Genomic DNA, 21,449 nt, shown 5'->3' with positions numbered 1-21,449 from the left:
CGTCAAGTCGCTGTGCGGGTACCGGAGAAGAGGGAGCTGCCTGCGGCATGGGGCGTGCCCGTCACCGTCTCGGTCCTGCCACGGCGTACAGCACGGTGCCGGTCACCAGCAGGGCCCACGCGGTCCCGGTGGACGCAGCCGTGCCGGGGAGGAAGATCATCCAGCCGGCCACCTGTCCCACGGTGCCGGGTGGAATCGGGACGACGAGGGTGAGCGCGAGCCAACCGGTCGGCAGGGTCCAGGCGTACGCCGCCCCGCACAGCACCGCCCCGAGCGCGGCCAGGCCGACCAGGCCCGCGCTGTCCCGGACGACGACCTCGGCCGGGGCGAGCTTCGCTCCCGCCGCCTGGGCCGCCAGCAGCTCCGTCCCGGCAACCGCGCCGATCAGCAGCACGTGCGCTGCCCGGCGGGGCAACCACCGGATCGCGGCCGTTCTCTCCAGCGCGGCATCCCGCCCATCGAGCCCGACGGAAGCGGCCGCCACCATCGCGCTGAGAACCTGGGCCGCCATCACCAGGTCCGTCGAGCCCGCACCGCGGTCCCGCTTGGAGACCCACGCCGCCAGTGCGACGAGCGTGATCGCGGCGACCGAGGTGGGCACCTGCCGTGAACGCGCGTACAGGATCAGCCACCTCATTGCGACGCCTTCCCCGCCAGCACCGAAAGCTCGTCGGTCCGCGTGCAGGAGAGGGTGGCGGCGTGCACCTCGGCGATCCACGAGCTCTGCTCGGCCGGTGTCATCGCCACCAACCGCTGCCAGGCCGTGTCGGCCTCCGCCCAGGTCTGGCTCATGTACGGGGCGCCGGCCTCGTTTTCCATCGGTCGGCGCTGGGGATCATGCAGGGCCCAGCTCACGGCGACGCTCTGGACGGCGACATCGGCATGTCCGCCGCCCTCCCGGTCGTTGTTCGCGTGGCAGCTCGGTGCCAGGCCCTGGGCGATCAGCGCACGGGTCAGCTGCTCGCCCCTCGCATCGGCGAAGAGTCGATCGTCGAAGTCGACCAGCACCACGTCGCCGGACAGTTCGCGCTCGTCGCCGAGCGCGCGCAGCTCGGTGTCCTCCCGCACCAAGTGCGGCGCCTTGTCGCCCAGGACGTCGTGCAGCACGCGCAGCGCCTCCTTGCTGCGCAGCGCGAGCTCGGGCAGGCGTGAACGGTCGGCCTGCGTCACGCACACCGGTCCGTCGCAGACCAGGGCGGCGGCAGCCTTGTCGACGACGTAGGTGTCGCGCGCAGCGGCCGGGAGCACCAGCAGGGCCAGGGCCGCGCCGGCCAGGACGGGGGCCACCGCGAGCAGCCGGGCCCGGCGGGTCACGGCCGACAGCAGGGCGAATCCGGTGGCGAGCAGGCCGAGCAGCCAGAGCGTCTGGCCGAGGTGCACGGAGCCGGACAGGGTCAGCAGCATCTCCCGCGGGTCCGCGGTCGCCGGGGACAGCAGGGCGAGCCGGTTCGGCGCGATGCTCGACGGCAGCGCCCCTTCGCTGTTCGGTCGCAGGAGGCTCGTCAACAGGAGGAAGAGCACCGTCAGGGCCGGCGGGGTGAGCACGGATGGCACGGACCGCGCGACGCCCATGCCGAACACAGCCCCCGCGACCAGGGCCAGCGCTGCCACGAGCGAGATCGGCAGCCAGCCCAACGGCGCATAGGTGGTGGCGCCGAGGGCCACCTGGACTCCGCCCACGAGGACGAGGAGGCCGAAGCCCGACGCCAGCGCGAGCGCCGTCGCACCGGCCGGCAGCGCCGCTCGTCGCCAGGCCGGCAGCGGCGTGGTCGTCAGCAGTTCGGTCATCCGCGAGCGGGACTCGCGCAGCCCGTACACCGCCCCCATGCCCACCACGAGCGGCCACCAGAAGGACAGCAGGTACCGGGTCCACAGGGCCATCGAGGTCCACTGGGCGGTCCATCCCGCGGTGCCGTTCCACCAGATCCCGCCGACCAGGAAGAAGACCGCCAGGCTGCCGCCCAGGACGACGACGCCGGTCCACGGGGCGATGGAGCGCTTCAGCTCGATGCGCAGGACACGTCCGCTCACCAGGTGCCTCCCTGCTGCTCGGAGTTGTGGAGCAGCGCCGAGTAGCCGCGCTCCAGCGGGCTGTCGCCCGGGTACTCGGCGCCGCCCGCCGCGGCCAGGACCTCCGGCGTGCCCTGGAAGACGAGGCGGCCGTCGGCGAAGAGCACCACGTCGGAGCAGGCGGCCGCGACGTCCTCGACCAGGTGGGTGGAGACGACCACACAGGTGTCGCGGCCCAACTCCTGCAGCAGCTCGCGGAAGCGCAGCCGCTGCGCCGGGTCCAGGCCGGCCGTCGGTTCGTCCAGCAGCAGCACCGCGGGGTCGTTGACGATGGCCTGGGCGATGCCGGCGCGCCGGACCATGCCTCCGGACAGGGTCCTCATCCGATGGTCGGCGCGGTCCGCCAGGCCCACCCGTTCCACGGCCCGCTGGACGGCCGCGGGGATGTCCGCCTTCGGGACCTCCTTCAGCCAGGCCATGTACTCGACGAACTCGCGCACGGTGAAACGCTTGTAGTAGCCGAACTCCTGCGGCAGGTAGCCGATCCGGCGGCGCAGCGCCCGCAGGTCACCCACCCCGCTCACGGAGGTGCCGAACAGCTCCAGTTCGCCCGCGGCGGGGCGCAGCACGGTGGCCAGCGCCCGGATCAGGGTGGTCTTTCCCGCTCCGTTGGGCCCCAGCAGGCCGTGGGTGCCGGTGCTCAGGGAGAGGTCGAGGCCGTCGACGGCCATCTTCTTGCGTCCGACCCGAACTTTCAGGCCGGCGGCCCGGATCTCCCAGGCGTAGGTCTTCGGCGCGGTGTCGGCCGCGGTCATGGCGGGTGTCATGCAGTGGTCCCTTCCGAGGGTCGACGATGGTTTCACAGCGCTGGGTAGGCGCGTCTGCGGGCGATCACGGCGCCGATGCCGAGCACGAGGAGCGCTCCCCACACGGGCAGTTGGTCCGGCTGCAGGACGACGGGGACGCGGCCGGCGTGCCATGCGGGTGCGGCGATGACGACGCCCCACGCGACCACCAGGGCGGCGGCGGCGCGGGTCACGCCGACCACGCTGCCCAGCGCCAGGGCCGCAGAGGTGAAGGCCAGCGAGGGCAGCAACCACTGAGCGGCCGTCATGGCCCCGGTCAGCCATCCCTCCACCAGCAGCGCGGGCAGCACCACGGCGAGTACCGAGACGGTGCGCCGGAGCAGCAGGGGCAGACCGGCCCGAGGGGTGGCGGCTGTCAGTTCGTACGCCGGGTCCAGGGCGCGCGACCACGCCACTGCGACACCGCACATCGGCAGCACGGGCGCGATCAGCAACACGGGCGAGGCCGCGCCGAACAGCATCGGCGCCCCGGCCGCCGCCAGCAGCAGCGCCAGCAGGGTCACGGTGGCGGTCATGGCCAGCCACGGGACCAAGATCGGTGTCAGCCAGGCCGACACCCACCTCGGGCGGTACCGCCGCGAGGGCGCCTGGACGGCCGCGTCCAACTGCGGCGCCAGCCCGGCCCGGACGGTGTCGACGAGCGTGGCGATGCCGGGCGCCTCGGTGGCCACGGAGGCCGCCAGGCGGCTCCGGCACGGCGCGCAGGTCTCCAGATGGGCCTCCAGCGCCCACAGCGTGTCCGCGGCCATCGCCGCATCACCACGTGCGTAGTCGTCGATCAACCGCCTCGACGCGTGTTCCGTACTCATGCCAGCGCCTCCCGCATCGCGATCCTGGCCCGGCGGGCGCGGGTCTTGACCGTGCCTTCGGGCAGTCCGAGCAGGACGGCGGTCTCCCGGACGGAGAGCCCGTCGAGCACCGTGGCCTGCAGTACCTGTCTGAGTTCCGGAGCCAGTTGCCGAAGGGCGTCGCCGACGTCGCCGCCGACGGTCCCCGCGAGCGCCTCTTCCTCCGCCGCAGGCACCACCGCCCGCTCGGCGGCGGCGACCGGCGGTTCGGCGTGGTGGGCACGACGGCGGAACGCGTCCACGAGGCGGCGCGCCGCGATCGTCCACAGCCACCCGACCGCCGTCCCGCCGACCGCGCTCCCGGCGAACGCGCCGGCCGCGCGCCACACCGCCAGATAGGTCTCCTGCATGACCTCGGCGACGATCTGCTCGTCCGCGCAGCGGCGGCGCAACCGCACCGCCAGCCACGGTGACGTGCGCCGGTACAACTCGTCGAACGCCCCGCGCTCACCTCTGGCCACCAGCCGGACGAGGCGTTCCTCGTCCAGCTCGTCCAGTGCTCTCCTACGTGATCTCACACCTGCCAGACGCCCGAGGCCGCACACGGGTTCTACATCTGGCATGACCTGCATCACAGTTCCACGCGGAGGTTCGAGATCCCTCCGAAACCCGGCGACCGGCTTCGAGCCGCTTCGGCAACCGGTCGGACCGGGTCCCGCCGGTCACGTCCAGACCAGCCGAGCTACGGCCGAACAGCTCATCCAAGCGCGTCGTCCTCGGAGGTGTCGCGCTCTGCGGGGTTGATCGGGAGGCGGACCTGGAAGCGGGTGTCGCCCGGGACCGACTCGAGTCGCAGGTCGCCGCCGTGCCGGTTGACGATGATGCGCCAGGAGATGTCCAGACCCAGACCGGTACCTTCGCCGACGGGCTTGGTGCTGAAGAACGGGTCGAAGACCCGACTCTGTACGTCGGCGGGCACACCGGGGCCGGTGTCGCGGACTTCGACCAGCACCTGGTTCCCGTCCCGTGCGGTGCGAGCGGTGAGTGTGCCGCCGGCGCCGGTGCTGCGCATGGCCCAGACGGCGTTGTCGATCAGGTTCGTCCAGACCTGGTTCAGCTCGGCGGGGTAGCCCGGGATGCTGGGCAAGGTGCGGTCGTAGTCGCGCACGACGGTGATGTTCGGACCGATCTTCGCGGAGAGCAGCATCAGCGTGCTGTCCAGCAGCTCGTGCACATCGGCGTTCTGGTACGGGGCCCGGTCGAGTTGCGTGTACTGCTTCGCCGCACCGACGAGTGCGGAGACGCGGTGCACGGCGTCCTCGATCTCGTGGAGCAGGAGCTCGGCCTCGACCGTGCAGCTCAGCCAGTTCAGTGCTCTTCCGAGCAGGTCCTCGGGCAGGGCTCCGGCGATCCGGTCCAGCCAGTCGATGCCCAGACCCGCCTCGACGAGGACCGGCGCCATCTCCCAACCGTCGGCGACACTGTGCGCCTCCAGCCAGTCGCCGATCTCGTCCTCGCGGTCCGAGGCCTCCAGCGGGTCGAGCGCTGAGGCGTGCGCCAGCCGACCGATCGTCATGTCCTGCAGTTCCCTCAGGTGCGCCAGGTCCCCACCTGAGCGTGGCTCGGCCGCGAGCTCCGCGAATTCGCGGCGCACCCGGGCGATGCGCTCCCGCAGGGCCGAGGTGGCCCGCACGGCGGCAGCCGCAGGGTTGTTGAGCTCGTGGGTGAGCCCGGCCGTCACCGACCCGAGAGCGAGCAACCTCTCCCGCTGGCCGACCGCCTCCTGGGTGCTCTTGAATCCGAAGAACAGACCCTCCAGCAGATGGACGGCCATCGGGAACCAACTGCGCATGATCTCCGCGAAAGCCTCCGCGGGCAGCACGAAGAACCTGGACCGCTCGGTCACCCGGAGCGAGTTGTTGTACACCTGCGGCACCTGGTCGCCGAGGTAGGCCTGGAACGCCCCGGCGTACACGCCGGCCTCGGATGTGCGGCTGACGTCCACCTGCTGGCCGCCGACGCTGCGCGAGAGGACCACGGTTCCGTGGAACAGCACGAAGAAGCTCGCCGCGGGATCGCCCTCCCGGTACACCGGACCCGGGTCGAACCATTCGACGTGGCCGTACCGGCACAGCTGAGTGAGTTGGTCGGGAGTCAGCTTCTCGAACAGGAACAGCGTCCGCAGCTCCCGCTCGTCGCACTTCTCCTGGGCAGTGGTCATGACTGCTCCAGGTACCGGTGCGCGATCATGACGGCCATGGCGCCCTCGCCGACCGCGGAAGCGACCCGCTTGGCGGACTCCGCGCGCACGTCTCCGGCCGCGAAGACCCCTGGCACGTTGGTCTCGAGGTGGTACGGGGGCCGATCCAGCGGCCAGCCGGCAGGGGGACGCCCGTCGGTGGTCAGATCAGGGCCGGTCAGCACGAAGCCTCGCGGGTCCCTGAGCACCGTGCCGTCCAGCCAGTCGGTCAGCGGTGCCGCGCCGATGAAGACGTACATCCACTGCGCGTCAACCGTCTCGGACCTGCCGGTCACACGGTTGCGCAGGGTCAGCCCTTCCAGATGTTCCGTTCCGTGGGCGGCCTCGACAACCGTGTCCGTGAGCACCGTGATGTTGGAGGCGTCCTCGACCCGCTGGAGCAGGTAGTAGGACATCGAGGCGGCCAGCTCCGGTGCCCGCACCAGCAGGGTGACCTTCCGGGCGCTGCGGGAGAGGAACATCGCGGCCTGGCCGGCGGAGTTCGCGCCGCCGACGATGTACACCTCCTGCCCTTGGCAGGCGGCCGCCTCGGTCAGGGCCGAGCCGTAGTAGACCCCGCGCCCGGTCAGTGCGGCCGCCCCTGGCACGTCCAGTTGCCGGTAGGACACGCCGGTCGCGAGGATCACGGTGTGTGCCGAGATGGCGGAGCCGTCAGAGAAGCGCAGCGTGCGTGCCGCCCCCTTCACTTCCAAGCCGGTGACCTTGCACGCCGTGAGCAGCTCCGCGCCGAACTTCGTGGCTTGGCGGCGTGCCCGGTCGGTGAGTTGCGCGCCGGAGACGCCGTCGGGGAAGCCCAGGTAGTTCTCGATGCGGGAGCTCTGGCCGGCCTGTCCGCCGGTTGCTTCGCGCTCCACGAGGACGGTGCGCAGACCCTCCGAGGCTCCGTAGACGGCCGCGGCGAGGCCGGCGGGGCCGCCACCGACGATGACCAGGTCGTAGAAGTCGGCCGCGGGGGTCGTCGACAGCCCTACCTGGGCGGCCAGGTCCCGCTCGGCGGGCTCAATGAGGGCAGCGCCGTCCGGGGTGACCACCAGGGGCAGCCGCAGACCGTCCTGCCCTGCGGCGGCCAGCAGACGTCTGCCCTCCGGTTCCTCGCTGGAGTACCAGCGGTACGGCACCTGGTTGCGGGCGAGGAACTCCCGGATCTGGGAGGAGCGAGCCGACCAGCGGTGCCCGACGACTTTGGTGACGTCCACGGCGCGGCCGTCGCCGGCCCGCCACGTCTCCAGCAGGTCATCCACCACCGGGTACAGCTTCTCCTCGGGCGGCTCCCACGGCTTGAGCAGGTAGTGGTCGAGATCGACGACGTTGATGGCGTCGATCGCGGCGTTGGTGTCGGCGTAGGCGGTGAGCAGTACCCGTCGGGCTGCCGGGAACAGGTCGAGCGCCGCTTCGAGGAATTCGATGCCGTTCATCTGCGGCATCCGGAAATCGGCCAGGATCACCGCGACCGGCGCGCCCCGCAGCTTCAGCTCCCGCAGCGCCTCGAGCGCCGAAGCGCCGGACTCGGCGCGGACCACCCGGTAGTCCTCCCCGTAGCGGCGGCGCAGGTCACGGGCGACGGCCCGGGATACCGCAGGATCGTCGTCCACGGTCAGGATCACGGTCCGCACCTGATCGGTGGCCTCTGCCATGGTTCACCACCCAGGACTGTCGCAGGGCTGGAGGGGGGAGCACCCCTTCCAGTCTGATCGCTTGCCCGCGGTGCGGCCCGCCGTCGCGGCACTTACGGGCAGAGCGGGCCGCGTGGTGGCGTCGGCTGCCGACTACGGACAGTACGGGATGCAGTGGCCGGCGTTTCGTCGGAGTGTGTTCGTGGACCGGCATGTGCGGAGCGAGCTGGAGGGCCCGATGAGCAGCGACGTGATCATTGGATACGACGGGGAGCCGCGCTGCGAGTGGGCAGGCGCCGAGGACACCGCGCTGAGCCGCTACCACGACGAGGTGTGGGGGACCCGCACCCATGACGAGTCAGCGATGTTCGAAGCGCTCACCCTCGGCGTCTTCCAGGCCGGGCTCAGCTGGAAGGTCGTGTTCAACAAGCGGGACGCGTTCCGGCAAGCGTTCCGGGGCTTCGACGTCGCCGAGGTCGCAGCGATGACGGACGTCGATGTCGACCATCTGGTGAACGACGCCTCGATCATCCGAAACCGCAGCAAGATCGAGGCCACCATCAGCAATGCGCATGCCATGCTGTCCGCGTCGCCGAGCCTGCTGGTGCTCGCGCAGTCCTACGAGATGCCCCGCAAGCGGGCTCCCCGGACCTACGCCGAGCTGCCGACGTCGACGCCGCAGGCGGAGGACTTCGCCAAGCGGTTGAAGGCTCAGGGGTACCACTTCGTCGGTCCGACCAGCGTGTACGCGTTCATGCAGAACGTGGGTGTGATCAACGACCACCTCCACGGCTGCTTCCGCGCAGCTGACTACCGAACCGCGCACCAGGGCGAGTGAGGACCGCTCCCTCACCGAGCCCGACGCCTTCCGCCACGCCGACGCCGTCATCCCCGGCGTCGACGTCGTCGGCGCGGGCATGGCCCCCGGCACCGGGTCCCCCGGACCGGGCGGCGACCTGAGCACACGTCAACTCCTCAACGCGATTCGCCGCTCCACCATGGAGCTGCCCCTCGCCGGAGTCGACGTGATCGAAGCCTGGCCGCGCTCCGACCATGCCGGCATCACCGCGATCTGCGGCAACCGTGTCAGCCCAGCGCGGTCACGCCCACAGCCTCGAAAGACGACATCTGGGCCGCAACTGTGCGGGTGACACTGCCGTAAGGCCCGGGCTCTGAACTGGCCTCCGCCGGTGTGGTGGTCGAGCAGCAACGGCGCTGAGCCCTTTTTTGCCATCCCGTGACTGAGCGAACGCGACGGCTGGGCCTATCTTTCCATCCGGCGCCCGCTCGCCGCCTACGGAGACCCCGAGGACGGTTCGGCCGGGCTCCAGCCCGTCGGCGCGCCTCGAACCCCTGATCCGCGCCATCCGCATCCGGCCTCGGAAGGCCTCATGACATTTGACTTCGCACGGGTCGACTCCGGTTCGACCGCCTGGGTCCTGGTCAGCGCAGCACTCGTCCTCTTCATGACGCCGGGCGTCGCGTTCTTCTACGGCGGCATGGTCCGCGCGAAGCACGTCATGAGCATGTTGATGCAGAACTTCATGGCCATCGCGCTGGTGAGCGTGGCGTGGGTGCTGGTCGGCTACACCCTCGCCTTCGGAAAGGGCGACGGATTCATCGGCGATCTGCATTTCGCCGGTCTCGCCCATCTGGACCAGGTGGTTCCCGGTTTCACCGGGAGCAGCGCGATGGCCATTCCGCCGCTGGTCTTCGTCGTCTACCAGATGATGTTCGCCGTGATCACCCCGTCACTCATCACCGGGGCCACGGCGGACCGCTGGCGGTTCAGCACGTTCGTGCCGTTCGTCGTCCTGTGGTCACTGCTGGTCTACAGCCCGGTCGCCCACTGGATATTCTCACCGACCGGATGGGCCGCCCGACTCGGCGTGCTCGACTTCGCCGGAGGGATCGTCGTGCACACCACTGCGGGCGCCGCCGCGCTCGTCATGGCGGTCGTCCTGGGCAAGCGCAACGGCTGGCCGAGCCGGCAGATGCCGCAGAGCAGCCTGCCCCTGATGCTGGTCGGCGCGGGGATCCTGTGGTTCGGCTGGTTCGGCTTCAACGGCGGCTCCGCCCTCGGCGCCAACGAGTTGGCCGCCAGCGCGTTCCTCAACACGAACACCGCGGGCGCCGCGGCGCTGCTCGGCTGGCTGGCCGTGGAGAGGCTCCGGCACGGCAGGACCAGCACGGTCGGCGCGGCCGGGGGTGCCGTCGCCGGCCTGGCCGCGATCACGCCGTGCGCCGGGTTCGTCAGCCCGCTCGGCGCGCTCGCGATCGGGGCGGCTGCCGGCGTGCTCTGCGAGTTCGCCGTCGACTGGAAGCACCACCTCGGCTACGACGACGCCCTGGACGTGGTGGGCGTGCACCTGGTGGGCGGCGTCTTCGGCGCCCTCGCGGTCGGCCTGTTCGCCACCAGGTCGATCAACCCGGCCGGGGCGAACGGCCTGTTCTACGGCGGCGGCCTGACACAGCTGGGCAGGCAGGCGATCGGCGTCGGCGCGGCCTTCGGCTACACAGTGGCGGTGACGCTCGCCATCGCCCTGGTTCTCAAGAGGCTGATCGGCGACCGGGTCTCCGAGGAGGAGGAAGAGCGCGGGCTCGACCTCAGCCACCACGGTGAGACCGCGTACGTACTGACCGAGCCGTGACGCCTCGGCCCTAGGAGCGGTAGGCACTTCAGCCGACCCGCCGGTCAGTCTGGAGGGGCCCGGGGTACTACCCCGGGTCCACCACGGCGTCCAGCAGCACACAGACGGCGGCGCCGAGCACGACCGTACCGGGCAGCAGCAAGGTCGCCGCCCGGTCGCCGGCCGAGAGGGCCAGCACGGTCAGCACGCCGAACAGGACGAGGAAGCACCCGCCGATCGGCGCCAGCGAGAACAGCAAGTCGCCCCGGTGGCAAGCCCGTTCCAGATCACCACCACAGCTGCCGATGGTGTCGAGCCGCCGGCACGCGCGGGCGACGAACACCCGGAGCGTTCGGTCGGGGCCGACCTTCCGCTGGGTGCGAGCCAGGCCGTATCGAACACTCTTGCACCGTAGCCCAGCCGCAACGGACTGCACGGCTTCCTCCCAGTCAGCGCGGGTACGCACCCCCGCCGCGCTCGTCAGAAGACCACCACCGAGCGCAGCACCTCGCCCTGCCGCATGCGGGCGAAGGCGTCCTCGACGTCGGTCAACGCGATGGTCTCGGTGACGAAGGCGTCCAGGTCCAGGCGTCCCTGCAGGTACAGGTCGACCAGCAGCGGGAAGTCCCGCGAGGGCAGGCAGTCGCCGTACCAGGAGGACTTGAGGGCGCCGCCTCGGCCGAAGACATCCAGCAGCGGCAGTTCGAGGGTCATCTCCGGGGTCGGCACGCCGACCAGGACGACGGTGCCGGCGAGGTCGCGGGCGTAAAAGGCCTGCCGGTAGGTCTCCGGGCGGCCGACGGCCTCGATCACGACGTCCGCGCCGTTGCCGCCGGTGAGCTCGCGGATCGCTGCAACGGCGTCGCTCTCGCGGGAGTTGACGGTGTGGGTGGCGCCGAGGCGCCGCGCGGTGGCGAGCTTGGTCTCGTCGATGTCGACGGCGATGATCCGGGCGGCCCCGGCCAGTCGGGAGCCCATGACGGCGGCGTTGCCGACCCCGCCGCAGCCGATGACCGCGACGTTGTCACCCCGGCCGACCCCGCCGGTGTTGACGGCGGCGCCGAGGCCCGCCATGACGCCGCAGCCGAGCAGTCCGACGGCGAGGGGCGAGGCGGCGGGGTCGACCTTGGTGCACTGCCCCGCCGCGACCAGGGTCTTCTCCGCGAAGGCGCCGATGCCCAGTGCCGGGGAGAGTTCGGTGCCGTCCGCCAGGGTCATCTTCTGCTTGGCGTTGTGGGTGTCGAAGCAGTACCAGGGGCGCCCGCGCCGGCAGGACCGGCACTGTCCGCACACCGCACGCCAGTTGAGGATGACGAAGTCGCCGGGCGCGACCTCGGTCACTCCCTCGCCCACCGACTCCACGATCCCGGCGGCCTCGTGCCCCAGCAGGAAGGGGAACTCGTCGTTGATGCCGCCCTCCCGGTAGTGCAGGTCGGTGTGGCAGACACCGCAGGCCTGGACCTTGACCACCGCCTCGCCCGGGCCCGGATCCGACACGATCACCGTCTCGATCCTGACCGCTTCGCCCTTGCCCGCGGCGACGACACCTTTGACCTGCTGAGCCATGGAGCACAACCTTCCGCTGGGTGGAGGGAAACGGTGTGGACGCCGGTGGGGGCTGTCAGTCGCCGAGACGGCCGGTGACCCAGGCGTGGAACGCGCCGATGTGGTGCTCGCTCGGCACCAGTACCCCGCCGCTCCGGTAGGCGCGCGAGTCCATCGCGGGCTGGCAGCGCTCGCAGGCCTCGAAGTCCTGGACGTTGACCCGGTGGAACAGCTCCACCGAGCGGGATACGTCGCGGCCCGCCTCGACGACGTCCTTGAGGAAGAGCCAGTCGCACTCCACGACGGTGCGGTCGGCGGCGAGCGGGAACATCCGGTGCACGATGACATGGTCGGGCACCAGGTTGACGAACACCTGCGGCTTGACCGTGATCGCGTAGTACCTGCGGTCCTGGTCCTCGGAGACGGTCGGGATCCGGTCCACGCCCGCGCTGCCGTCGACGGTGAAGCCCTTGGCGTCGTCGGCGAACTCGGCGCCGTGGCCCACGTAGTACTGCGCAGCATAGCCACCGGCGAACTCGGGGAGCACGTCGGTCAGTTCGGGGTGGATGGTGGCGCAGTGGTAGCACTCCATGAAGTTCTCGACGATCAGCTTCCAGTTGGCCCTCACCTCGTAACGGATCCGGCGGCCGACCGCGAGCTCCTCGGTCCGGTAGCGCTCGATCGCCTCCGGATCGCCAAGGCGCTGCGTCGCGGCGCCGATCACGTCGGCCTCGAAGGACGGCGGCTCATCGGCCAGGCAGACCCAGACGTAGCCGAGCCACTCGCGCACGTGCACCGGGACCAGGCCGTAGGTGGTGCGGTCGACGTCCGGCATGCCGGCGAGGTTGGGTGCGGCGACGAGCTTGCCGTCCGGGCCGTAGGTCCAGGCGTGGTAGGGGCATTGGAAGTTCCGCCTGACCTCGCCCTGCTCCTCGGTGCAGAGCCGCGCGCCGCGGTGGCGGCAGATGTTGAGGAACGCCCTGACGCTGTCGTCCCGGGATCGGGTGATCAGCACGCTCTCCCGGCCGACCTGCGCGGTCCGGAAGCTGCCCGGCTTGTCCAGGTCACTCGCGCGCACGGCACAGAACCACAGCTGCTCGAATATCTTCTCCTGCTCCAGCGCGAAGATCTGCGGGTCGGTGTAGGAGGAGCCCGGGAGGGTGCGGATCAGGCTCGGCGGGAGCTCGCTCGCGGTCACGGCGGTGGGCCTTTCGTCGGAGGAACGCACGGCTGGAGAAGGATCCGGATACCGGCCTCGGTCTGCTCGGCACCTGTTCAGCGTCGGATGCGGGCCATCTTCGGGTCGAACAGCGGCTCCTGCGTGACGGTTGCGGGCAGCCGCTCGCCGAAGTACTCGACCCCCACCCTGCGGCCGGGCTCGGCGGCGGCGCGCGGCAGCCACGCGTAGGCGATGGAGGCGCCGATGCTGTACCCGTAGGCGGCGCTGGTGACGTACCCCGCGGGGGCGCCGTCGACGTACACCGGTTCCTTGCCCATGACGACGGCCCGCGGGTCGTCCAGCAGGAGGCAGGCGAGCCTGCGCCCCACCGTCTCCTCGGTCACACCGAGCAGCGCGTCGCGGCCGAGGAAGTCCCCCTTGTCCATGCGCACGGCGAACCCGAGCCCGGCTTCGTGGGGGTTGTGTTCGGCGGTCAGGTCGGTGCCCCAGGAGCGGTAGCCCTTCTCCAGGCGAAGGCTGTTGAAGGCGCTGCGTCCGGCGGCGACGATGCCGAGCGGTTGCCCGGCCTCCCACAGGGTGTCCCAGAGCTTCTGGCCGTTGTCGGCCGTGGTGTACAGCTCCCAGCCGAGTTCGCCGACGTAGGACAGCCGCATCGCGGTGACCGGGACGTTGCCCAGGTACGCCCGCTTCGCCCTGAAGTAGCCGAAGCCCTGGTGCGAGAAGTCCGCGTCGGTGAGCGGCTGGACCAGGGCACGGGCGAGCGGTCCCCACAGGCCGATGCAGCAGGTGCCGGCGGTGGTGTCGCGGATCTGGACCGAACCGTCTGACGGGAGGTGGCGGACGAGCCAGTCGAGGTCGAGGTTGCCGTTGGCACCGAGTTGCCAGCGTTCGCCGCAGCCGCGGCCCGGGCCGAGCCTGGCCACCGTCAGGTCGCTGCGCACCCCGCCGGTCTCGTCCAGCAGCAGGGTGTAGGTGACGGAGCCGACCGGCTTGTCGAGCTGATTCGTCGTCAGGTACTGCAGGAACGCCTGTGCACCGGGGCCGGTGACCTCCAGGCGCTTGAGCGCCGTCATGTCGTACATCGCGACGCGCTCGCGGGTGGCCAAGGCCTCCGCGCCGGCGATCGGGGACCAGTAGCGGGCGGCCCAGGCGCCGCGCCCGGGGATGCCGGCGACCTCGGGCAGCCCCTGGTTGGCCTCGTACCAGTGCGGGCGCTCCCAGCCGGAGGCCTCCAGGAAGAAGGCGCCCAGTTCCCGCTGGCGCGCGTGGAAGGGGCTGACCCGCAGCGGGCGCGGCTCCTCCATCGGCTGCAGCGGGTGGATGATGTCGTACACCTCGACGAAGTTCCGACAGCTGCGCTGGTGCACGTAGGCGGGGGCGAGCTGTCCCGGCTCGAAGCGGTTGAGATCGCACTCGTGCACATCGGTGCGCGGGGTGCCCTCGACCAGCCACCGCGCCATCGCCCGTGCCACACCCGCGGAGTGGGTCACCCACACCGCCTCGGCGACCCAGAAACCGCGCAGCTCGGGCGCCTCGCCCAGCAGGGGGAAGCCGTCGGTGGTGAAGGAGAAGATGCCGTTGAAACCCTCGTCCACCTTCGTCCGGGCGAGCGCGGGCAGCAGCGCCTGCGAGTCGGCCCAGGGCTGCTCGAAGTCCTTCTCGGTGAACGGCAGCATCGAGGGCATGACCGGACCACCGGGGGCGGACACCTCGTCGAGGTCGACGGGCATCGGGCGGTGCGCGTAGGAGCCGATGCCGATGCGGTCACCGTGCTCGCGGTAGTACAGGTCGCGGTCCTGGTGGCGCAGGATCGGCTTGGAGGCCTCCAGCTCCTCGGTGTTGCAGCCGGCCAGCGCCGGTACCGGGCCGGTCCTGGCGTACTGGTGGGCCAGCGGGACGAGCGGGACGGCGAGCCCGGCCATCCGGCCGATCCTCGGCCCCCAGAACCCCGCGCAGGAGACGACCACGTCCGCGGGGAAGCTGCCCTGGTCGGTGACGACGGCGGTGACCCTGCCGTTCGCGGACTCGATCCCGGTGACCGTGTGGTGCGCCATGAACCGCGCGCCGCGCCCGATCGCACGCCGGGCCTGCGCCTCGCCGGCGCGCACCGCCTTGGCGAGGCCGTCGGTGGGCACATGGAAGCCGCCCAGGATCCGGTCGCGGTCCAGCAGCGGGTGCAGGGCGACGCACTGCCCGGGGTCGAGCAGTGCGCCCGACACCCCCCAGGAGGCGGCCAGCCCGTGCTTGCGGGTCAGCTCGGCGAGCCGCTCGGGGGTGGTGGCCACCTCGAGTCCGCCGAGCTGCTGGAAGCACCACTGGCCGTCGAGGGTCAGGGCGGAGTACTTGCGGACGGTGTAGGAGGCGAACTCGGTCATGGTCTTGGAGGAGTTGGTCTGGAAGACCAGTCCCGGCGCGTGCGAGCTCGACCCTCCGGTGGCGAACAGGGGTCCCTGCTCCAGCACCGTGACGTCTGTCCAGCCGCGCTCGGTGAGTTCGTCGCTCAGCGCGCAGCCGACGATGCCGGCACCGATGATCACGACCCTCGGTTGAACTGTCAAAGCATCCGTCCCCTCGGGAGGTGGCTGCGGCGGGCTGAGCCAGACAGTACGAGTTGCACATTACGCATCTGCTTGCGCGATGAGAAACAGAGTCGGGCCCACATCACGAGCTGTCAAGACCCGCCGCCGGGCCGGTCCGGATGCCATCCGAGCGCCCTCCCTTGACAGGGATATGGGGCCCTTCCATACTCGCCGACAAGTTGCGCATGGAGACAAACGTCTCGTATCGCGCAACTCGCGAGAAAGGCGGCGCCTGTGCCCCCATCCCTCGACCCGGCCTGTCTGCTGATCGACGGCGCCTGGACGCCGGCCGAGGACGGCCGACAGCGAGCGGTCGTCAATCCCTTCGACGCCTCGACGCTGGCCATGGTCGCCGAGGCATCCGAAGCCGACACCGACCGCGCGGTACGCGCCGCCCGGTCCGCCTTCGACGAGGGCTCCTGGGCCCGCGCGCCGTCCGCACGCCGCGCGGGCGTGCTCACCGCCACCGCCGACGCGCTCCAGGCGCAGCGGGAGCAACTGGCGCGGCTGGAGACGCTCGACACGGGCAAGACCCTGGCCGAGAGCCGGATGGACGTCGACGACGCCACCGCCGTCCTGCGCTACTACGCGGCGCTGGCGACCTCGGACGCCGGCCGGACGATCGACACCGGGCGGCCCGACGCGATCAGCCGGGTGGTCCATGAGCCCGTGGGCGTCTGCGCACTGATCACACCGTGGAACTACCCGCTGCTGCAGATCGTCTGGAAGCTCGCTCCCGCCCTGGCGGCCGGCAACACCGTGGTGGCGAAGCCCAGTGAGGTCACACCGCTGACCACGATCCGTCTCTTCCGGCTGCTCCAGGAGCAGTTGGAGCTGGCCGGCGCGCCGAGCGGAACGGCGAACCTGGTGCTGGGCGGCGGCGCCGTCGGCGCCGTACTCGCCCGGCATCCCGCGGTCGACCTGGTCTCCTTCACCGGCGGCCTGGCCACCGGCCGCTCGGTGATGCGGGCGGCGGCCGACACGGTCAAGAAGGTCGCCCTGGAACTCGGGGGCAAGAACCCCAACATCGTCTTCGCCGACGCCGACCTCGACGCGGCCCTCGACTTCGCGCTCACCGCCGCCTTCCTGCACTCCGGCCAGGTCTGCTCCGCCGGCTCGCGGCTGCTGCTGCACCGCAGCCTGCACGCCGACTTCACCGCCGAACTCGCCCGCCGCGCCGACCTCATCCGGCTCGGCGACGGACTCGACAAGGGCACCGAGACCGGCCCGCTGGTCTCCGCCGAGCACCGCCGGAAGGTCGAGGACCACATCGCGGGCGCCCTCGCCGCAGGCGCCGTGCTGCGCGCCGGCGGCGCCCGGCCCACCGAGCCCGAGCTCCAGGCGGGGTTCTTCCTGCGGCCCACCGTCCTCGACCGCTGCCACCCGGGCATGGCGGTGGTCCGCGAGGAGGTGTTCGGCCCCGTCCTCACCGTCGAACTCTTCGACGACGAGGACGAGGTGGTGGCCCTGGCCAACGACACCCCGTACGGCCTGGCGGGCGCCGTGTGGACGCAGGACACCGGACGCGGCGAGCGCGTCGCATCCCGGCTCCGGCTCGGCACCGTCTGGATCAACGACTACCACCCGTACGTGCCGCAGGCCGAATGGGGCGGCTTCAAGCAGTCCGGCACCGGCCGCGAACTCGGCCCGTCCGGCCTGCGCGAGTACCAGGAGGCCAAGCACGTCTGGCGCACCGTCACCCCCGCCGCCCAGCACTGGTTCGCCGGCTGACGCGGCGTCACTTCCTTTCCCCGGCCCCCGTCCGCACCTCCCGACTCCACCCGGTCCGCGCCGCATGCACGTCCCCCAGCCCCCTGCCTGCCACTGGAGCGACCATGAGCAACCCGGGAACCACCAACACCACCGCGCCCCCACCCACCGACGACTCCACCGACCTCGCGCGCTTCGGCTACCAGCAGGAACTCCAGCGCTCCCTCGGTTCCTTCTCCAGCTTCGCCGCGGGCTTCAGCTACATCTCGATCATGACCGGCGTGTTCCAGCTCTTCGGCTTCGGCTTCGCCTCCGGCGGGCCGGCCTTCGTCTGGACCTGGCCGCTGGTCTTCATCGGCCAGGGGGCCGTGGCCCTCTGCTTCGCCGAGATGGCAGGCCAGTTCCCGCTGGCCGGCGGCGTGTACCAGTGGTCCAAGCAGATCGCGCGACCCGTCGCCTCGTGGATGGCCGGCTGGATCATGACCATCGGCGCGATCGTCACCGCGGCGGCCGTCGCCGTCGCGTACCAGGTCATCCTGCCGCAGGTCTCGCTGGCCTTCCAGGTCGTCGGCGGCGCCGCCGACGCCGGGCTGACGACCACGCCGAACGGCGCGAAGAACGCGATCGTCCTCGCCCTGAGCCTGGTCGTGTTCACCACGGTCGTCAACGTCGTGGGCGTCCGCCTGATGGCGAAGATCAACAACCTGGGCGTCGCCGTCGAGCTCATCGGCGTCACCCTGCTCATCGTCATGCTCGCCGTGCACATCAAGCGCGGCCCGCAGGTCGTCCTGCACACCGCGGGCACCGGCGCCGGTCACTCGTGGGGCTACCTGGGCGCCTTCCTGGTGGCGTCGATCATGAGCGCATACGTCTTCTACGGCTTCGACACGGCCGGCATGCTGGCCGAGGAGACCACCGAGCCGCGCCGCCACGCCCCCCGGGCGATCCTGCGGGCCATCACCGCCGCCTTCCTGGCCGGCGGGCTGCTCATGCTCGTCGGGATGATGGCGGTCGGCAACATCAACGCCTCGGAGCTCGGCACGCTCGGCATGCCCTACCTGGTCAAGTCCACCCTCGGCACCGGCCTGGGCGACGCCTTCCTGATCTGCTCGGCGATCGCCATCACGGTCTGCTGCCTCGCCGTGCAGACCGCCGCCATCCGGCTGCTCTTCTCCATGGCCCGCGACGGACGCCTCCCCTTCGGCGCCGCGCTGGCCAAGGTCTCCCCCAGGTCCAGCACCCCGGTCGCGCCGGCCGTCATCACCGGCGTGCTGACCATCGCCCTGCTGCTCGTCAACATCGGCAACCAGCGGGTCTTCTACATCCTCACCTCGGTCGCCATCATCCTCTTCTACCTCCCCTACCTGCTGGTCACCGCCCCGATGCTGCTGCGCCGCCTGCGGGGCCAGTGGCCGCGCGCGGACCACGGCCCGTACTTCTCGCTGGGCCGCTGGGGTCTGGTCGTGAACACCGTGGCCGTCGGCTACGGCCTGGCCATGGTCGTCAATCTGGCGTGGCCGCGAGCCGCCGTCTACGGCGACGACCGCTGGTACTACACCTGGGGCGCCATCGTCTTCACCGCGGTGATCTCGGCCGTCGGCGGCCTGCTGTACCTGCGCTACGGCAACCGCGGCGGCACACCGCAGCACACCGCCGCCGAGACGGTGACGAACGAGAGCCTGGTGACTGAGGCCTGACCATTCGTCAGAAGTCGTGCCGGCGGAACGGGACGCGCGGGCCGCCCGGTGCCCCGTTCCGCCGGCCACCAGGCGGCCGACTACTCCAGGCGCAGGTAGCCCAGCCGGGCCGAGACCTCCTCCGCCGCGGACCGGACCGCGGCAGCCACCTCGGGAATGCGCTGCTCGGTCAGCCGGAAGGACGGCCCGGAGGCGCTGATGGCCGCCACCACCTGACCGTTGTGCGCGCGCACGGGCGCCGCGACGGCGTTGAGTCCCGGCTCCAACTCCTCGACGCAGTAGGCGAAGCCGTCCGCGACGGCCTGCTCCAGCTGCGCGAGCAGGGTGCCGGGTTCGGTCACGGTGCGCGGGGTGTAGCGCTCCAGGGGGGCGGCGAGCCTTGCCTTCAGCGTGTCCTCGGGCAGGTACGCCAGGAGCACCTTCCCACTGGACGTCGCGTGCAGCGGCGTGCGCTGACCGACCCAGTTGTGCGTGGTCAGCGCCGATGGGCCGAACACCTGGTCGATGTTGACGGCCTCGTTGCCGTCGAGGATCGCCACGTTGATCGTCTCCGCGACCTGGACGGCCAGCCGCTCGCAGACCGGACGGCTCTGCTGGGAGAGGTCCATCCGGACGGTGGCGGCGCCGGCCAGCCGGACCAGGCCCAGACCCAGGCGGTACTTGCCGCGCTCCCCCGGCTGCTCGACCAGGCCGCGCATCTCCAGGGCGGCGGCGAGGCGGAAGGCCGTCGACTTGTGCACGCCGAGCTCCACCGCGAGTTCGGTGACACCCGTCTCACCGCGGCGGGCGAGGATCTCCAGGATGGTCACGGCCCGGTCGACGGACTGCACCGGGGACTCCGCCCGCTGCGAGGGGCCCGGCCCCCCGGGGGACCCACCGTTCAGACTGTTGCTCATAGCGCAACATTATGCACAGCTTCCCGCCGATGGCATTCGTCCTCTTGACAAGCCTTCGGCGGCTCGAAAGCATGTTGCGTAATCCGAATCGTGTTGTGCAATACGATACACCTGAGCGGATTCGAGGATCCGAAGCTGGAGGCTCCCATGATCACGGTGTGCCGGATCGACGAACTGCCGCCCGGCGAAGCGCTCCGAGTGACGGCAGGCGTACCGGCGCCGATCGCCGTCTTCAACGCCGACGGGACCCTGTACGCCGTCGACGACACCTGCACCCACCAGGACGCCTCGCTCGCCGACGGCTGGTTGGCGGGCTGCTTCGTCGAATGCCCCCTGCACGCGGCCTCCTTCGACCTCCGCACCGGCCGACCGACGTGCCCGCCGGCCAAGTCGGCACTGCGGACGCACCGGGTCACGGTGGAGGACGGACACGTCGTCCTGCACGTCACGGTCGGCGAGCCGGCATGAAGTCCATCGCCGTGGTCGGCGGCTCACTGGCCGGTCTGAGCACGGTCCGCGCGCTGCGCGCCGAAGGGTACGACGGCTCGATCACCGTCATCGGCGAGGAACGCCACCACCCGTACGACCGGCCGCCGTTGTCCAAGGGCTTCCTCAAGGGCGGCCTGGCGGCCGAGGCGCTCGCGCTCGGCAGCTCGCACGAGTACGCGGACCTGTCCGTGCACTGGCTGCTCGGTGAGCGGGCCGTCCGGCTGGATCCCGCCGCACGGACCGTCACCCTGACCGGCGGCCGGGAACTGCGCACCGACGCCGTCGTGATCGCCACCGGCGCGCGCCCCCGCACGATCGCCGGAGCCGAGAAGCTGGCAGGCGTCCACACGTTGCGCACCCTGGACGACGCGATGGCGTTGCGCACGGACCTGCACAAGGGCCTGCCCCGCGTCGTGGTCATCGGCGCGGGCTTCATCGGCGCCGAGGTCGCCGCCACGGCTCATGCGGTCGGCCTGGACGTCACCGTGGTCGAGGCCGCGGAGGTTCCGCTGGAGCGGGCCCTGGGACGCGAGATGGGCCTGGTCTGCGCCGCGCTGCACGCGGACCACGGGGTGCGCCTGCTGTGCGGCACCGGCGTCGCGGGCCTCACCGGCGAAGGCCGGGTCACCGGCGTGCGGCTGACCGACGGTCGGGTGCTGCCGGCCGACGTGGTCGTGGTCGGCATCGGGGTGCGGCCGGCGACCGGCTGGTTGGCCGGATCGGGGATCGCGGTGGACGACGGGGTCGTGTGCGACGCCGGTTGCGCGACGAACATCCCCGGCGTCGTCGCCGTGGGCGATGTCGCCCGCTGCCCCAACCCGTTCACCGGCCGCTCCGAGCGCATCGAGCACTGGACCAACGCGACGGAGCAACCGAAGACGGCCGCTCGCACCCTGCTGTCGGGCACCTCGGCACCCGCGCCGACGCGGCCGCCGTACTTCTGGTCGGACCAGTACCAGGCCCGGATCCAGCTGGCCGGTCAGGTCCGCCCCGATGCTCAACCCAGGGTCGTCGAGGGCGACTTGGACAGCCGTTCGTTCGTGGCCGTCTACCGGCGCCACGGGCACGACGTCGCCGTGCTCGCCGTCGACCGGCCCAAGCTCTTCAACCGGCTGCGCCGCACGCTCACGCCGATCCCCGTTGCCACGGCGCCGGTTGCTTCCTAGTGCGGATCCGCCGCGCCGCG

19 protein-coding genes are annotated in these 21,449 nt (G+C 71.3%); 7 read left to right on the top strand and 12 right to left on the bottom strand.

Annotated features, from left to right (window positions below):
• Positions 1 to 61 precede the first annotated feature (61 nt).
• The 7 genes from P3T41_RS17605 to P3T41_RS17575 form a co-directional block, all read right to left on the bottom strand.
• The gene (locus P3T41_RS17605) at positions 62 to 637 is read right to left on the bottom strand and encodes a hypothetical protein (protein WP_280690817.1); all 576 of its coding nucleotides are present in this window, start codon (positions 635 to 637) and stop codon (positions 62 to 64) included.
• Complete coding sequence (locus P3T41_RS17600) at positions 634 to 2,031, bottom strand: hypothetical protein (protein WP_280690816.1); 1,398 nt, start codon at positions 2,029 to 2,031, stop codon at positions 634 to 636. The genes P3T41_RS17605 and P3T41_RS17600 overlap by 4 nt, the downstream gene beginning before the upstream one ends.
• Complete coding sequence (locus P3T41_RS17595; protein ID WP_280690815.1) at positions 2,028 to 2,837, bottom strand: ABC transporter ATP-binding protein; 810 nt, start codon at positions 2,835 to 2,837, stop codon at positions 2,028 to 2,030. Before P3T41_RS17595 ends, P3T41_RS17600 begins: the two co-directional genes overlap by 4 nt.
• Before the next feature lie 32 nt (positions 2,838 to 2,869).
• Positions 2,870 to 3,685 (bottom strand): zf-HC2 domain-containing protein, encoded by an 816-nt coding sequence (locus P3T41_RS17590; protein WP_280690814.1) that lies wholly within the window; start codon positions 3,683 to 3,685, stop codon positions 2,870 to 2,872.
• A complete protein-coding gene (locus P3T41_RS17585) occupies positions 3,682 to 4,242 on the bottom strand; it encodes an RNA polymerase sigma factor (protein WP_280690813.1) in 561 nt (186 codons plus the stop codon). Before P3T41_RS17585 ends, P3T41_RS17590 begins: the two co-directional genes overlap by 4 nt.
• A gap of 179 nt (positions 4,243 to 4,421) precedes the next feature.
• Positions 4,422 to 5,885: an ATP-binding protein gene (locus P3T41_RS17580; protein ID WP_280690812.1), complete on the bottom strand. Its 1,464-nt coding sequence runs from the start codon at positions 5,883 to 5,885 to the stop codon at positions 4,422 to 4,424.
• Positions 5,882 to 7,558 (bottom strand): FAD-dependent oxidoreductase, encoded by a 1,677-nt coding sequence (locus tag P3T41_RS17575; RefSeq protein WP_280690811.1) that lies wholly within the window; start codon positions 7,556 to 7,558, stop codon positions 5,882 to 5,884. The genes P3T41_RS17580 and P3T41_RS17575 overlap by 4 nt, the downstream gene beginning before the upstream one ends.
• 217 nt (positions 7,559 to 7,775) lie before the next feature.
• Between P3T41_RS17575 and P3T41_RS17570 the strand changes: the two genes are divergently transcribed.
• The 3 genes from P3T41_RS17570 to P3T41_RS17560 all read left to right on the top strand — a co-directional run bounded on the left by P3T41_RS17570 (position 7,776) and on the right by P3T41_RS17560 (position 10,188).
• Positions 7,776 to 8,375, top strand: a complete 600-nt coding sequence (locus P3T41_RS17570) for a DNA-3-methyladenine glycosylase I (protein ID WP_280690810.1) — start codon at positions 7,776 to 7,778, stop codon at positions 8,373 to 8,375.
• The gene (locus P3T41_RS17565) at positions 8,344 to 8,688 is read left to right on the top strand and encodes an arginase family protein (RefSeq protein ID WP_348533668.1); all 345 of its coding nucleotides are present in this window, start codon (positions 8,344 to 8,346) and stop codon (positions 8,686 to 8,688) included. Before P3T41_RS17570 ends, P3T41_RS17565 begins: the two co-directional genes overlap by 32 nt.
• 240 nt (positions 8,689 to 8,928) lie before the next feature.
• Positions 8,929 to 10,188: an ammonium transporter gene (locus tag P3T41_RS17560; RefSeq protein WP_280690809.1), complete on the top strand. Its 1,260-nt coding sequence runs from the start codon at positions 8,929 to 8,931 to the stop codon at positions 10,186 to 10,188.
• Positions 10,189 to 10,255: 67 nt separating this feature from the next.
• On the opposite strand, the gene P3T41_RS17555 is transcribed toward P3T41_RS17560, so the two are convergent.
• The 4 genes from P3T41_RS17555 to P3T41_RS17540 all read right to left on the bottom strand — a co-directional run bounded on the left by P3T41_RS17555 (position 10,256) and on the right by P3T41_RS17540 (position 15,429).
• A complete protein-coding gene (locus P3T41_RS17555) occupies positions 10,256 to 10,426 on the bottom strand; it encodes a hypothetical protein (RefSeq protein ID WP_280690808.1) in 171 nt (56 codons plus the stop codon).
• Positions 10,427 to 10,647: 221 nt separating this feature from the next.
• Positions 10,648 to 11,733 (bottom strand): S-(hydroxymethyl)mycothiol dehydrogenase, encoded by a 1,086-nt coding sequence (locus tag P3T41_RS17550; RefSeq protein ID WP_280690807.1) that lies wholly within the window; start codon positions 11,731 to 11,733, stop codon positions 10,648 to 10,650.
• 55 nt (positions 11,734 to 11,788) lie between these two features.
• On the bottom strand, positions 11,789 to 12,910 hold the full coding sequence (locus P3T41_RS17545; protein ID WP_280690806.1) for an aromatic ring-hydroxylating dioxygenase subunit alpha: 1,122 nt from the start codon (positions 12,908 to 12,910) through the stop codon (positions 11,789 to 11,791).
• Between the two features lie 77 nt (positions 12,911 to 12,987).
• Entirely contained in the window at positions 12,988 to 15,429 is a 2,442-nt protein-coding gene (locus P3T41_RS17540; protein ID WP_280690805.1) for an FAD-dependent oxidoreductase, read from the bottom strand.
• 276 nt (positions 15,430 to 15,705) lie between these two features.
• On the opposite strand from P3T41_RS17540, the gene P3T41_RS17535 reads away from it, so the two are divergent.
• Positions 15,706 to 17,202 carry an aldehyde dehydrogenase family protein gene (locus P3T41_RS17535; RefSeq protein ID WP_280690804.1) on the top strand — a complete coding sequence of 499 codons (1,497 nt, stop codon included), beginning with the start codon at positions 15,706 to 15,708 and terminating at the stop codon, positions 17,200 to 17,202.
• Positions 17,203 to 17,306: 104 nt separating this feature from the next.
• Positions 17,307 to 18,878: an amino acid permease gene (locus P3T41_RS17530; RefSeq protein WP_280690803.1), complete on the top strand. Its 1,572-nt coding sequence runs from the start codon at positions 17,307 to 17,309 to the stop codon at positions 18,876 to 18,878.
• An 80-nt stretch (positions 18,879 to 18,958) separates the two neighbouring features.
• Here the strand turns inward: P3T41_RS17530 and P3T41_RS17525 are convergent, their stop codons facing one another.
• The gene (locus tag P3T41_RS17525) at positions 18,959 to 19,708 is read right to left on the bottom strand and encodes an IclR family transcriptional regulator (RefSeq protein ID WP_280690876.1); all 750 of its coding nucleotides are present in this window, start codon (positions 19,706 to 19,708) and stop codon (positions 18,959 to 18,961) included.
• A 213-nt stretch (positions 19,709 to 19,921) separates the two neighbouring features.
• Between P3T41_RS17525 and P3T41_RS17520 the strand changes: the two genes are divergently transcribed.
• Positions 19,922 to 20,242: a bifunctional 3-phenylpropionate/cinnamic acid dioxygenase ferredoxin subunit gene (locus P3T41_RS17520; protein ID WP_280690802.1), complete on the top strand. Its 321-nt coding sequence runs from the start codon at positions 19,922 to 19,924 to the stop codon at positions 20,240 to 20,242.
• A complete protein-coding gene (locus tag P3T41_RS17515; protein ID WP_280690801.1) occupies positions 20,239 to 21,429 on the top strand; it encodes an FAD-dependent oxidoreductase in 1,191 nt (396 codons plus the stop codon). The genes P3T41_RS17520 and P3T41_RS17515 overlap by 4 nt, the downstream gene beginning before the upstream one ends.
• Positions 21,430 to 21,449 lie beyond the last annotated feature (20 nt).

This window comes from Kitasatospora sp. GAS204B (genome assembly GCF_029892155.1).
In the GTDB taxonomy this organism is placed as follows: Bacteria; Actinomycetota; Actinomycetes; order Streptomycetales; family Streptomycetaceae; genus Kitasatospora.
This window is presented reverse-complemented; position numbering and strand designations above follow the sequence as displayed.